This window comes from Novosphingobium malaysiense (assembly GCF_000802225.1).
Lineage (GTDB): Bacteria > Pseudomonadota > Alphaproteobacteria > Sphingomonadales > Sphingomonadaceae > Novosphingobium > Novosphingobium malaysiense.
On the sequence record NZ_JTDI01000022.1, the window covers coordinates 1 to 1063 of the forward strand.

A 1063-nucleotide genomic window follows, 5' to 3' on the forward strand; every position below is an offset into this window, starting at 1 on the left:
GTTACGTTGAAGACAAGGGCTATGTGCAGCCTCGTCCCGCCCCTCGTTTCGTGGGCACCCATCCCGTGCAACCAACCATGTGGAAACGCGATTCCGATCGCGCGGCAATCCTCGCGGAACTCGGGATCACCGATCCCGGAGAGACGTGATGACGTAACGTCCCGGCTGATGGCGCCGGACATAATCATCAGAACAAGGCAGCGGCAACCGGACAGGTACCGCTCGCCCTTGGGGAGTAGGAAGAATGAACACTGAAAACGCCACTATCGCCGAGGCCGGAGCGCACACCAGCAAACCCGCTTTCGACTTCGACGCAATCGGCATCGGCGCCGGCTTCGCCGGTCTGGCCCTAATTCACTACCTGCGGGAACTGGGGCTGTCAGTTCGCATCTTCGATAAGGCATCCGACGTCGGCGGGACATGGACCTGGAATCGCTACCCGGGCGCTGCCACCGACAGCGAGAGCTACTACTACTGCCTGGCCTTCTCGAAAGAGGCGCTCCAGGAGTGGTCCTGGACCAAGCGCTATCCGGGCTGGGAGGAAACCCACGCCTACATGCATTTCATCGCCGACAAGTTCCACATGTGGCCCCATATCCAACTCGACACGGAGATCGTCGAGGCGAAATACATGAACGACCTGTGCGGATGGCAAGTCAAGACGCGCGATGGAGAGACGTTCACCTGCAAGTACTTCATCAGTGGCATGGGCATGATATCCGAGCCCATGATCCCGAAAATCGCAGGCATGGACCGGTTCGAGGGCCCGCTGTTTCATTCCTCACGCTGGCCGCAGGAAGGACTGGATTACGCCGGCAAGAAGATCGCCATCATCGGCGCCGGGGCTACAACAGTACAGATGCTGCCCGTTGTGGCCGAAACAGCGGCAAGCGTCACGGTCTTCCAGCGAACACCGAATTACATCCTGCCGGCCATGCAAAGACCAATGACCCCCGAGTGGGAAAGCGAGATCAAATCCAATTACGACGCGATCATCGAAAAGTGCCGCAAGCATGTATTCGGGATGGCATTTGACAGTCCGGTAGGACGCAATGCCGTGGAC

The 1063-nt window shown here is 58.9% G+C and carries 1 protein-coding gene; it reads left to right on the forward strand.

Going from position 1 to position 1063, the window contains the following annotated elements:
• Nucleotides 1–244: 244 nt before the first annotated feature.
• A partial coding sequence (locus LK12_RS23305; RefSeq protein WP_156135603.1) for a flavin-containing monooxygenase occupies nucleotides 245–1063 on the forward strand: 819 nt, incomplete at its 3' end.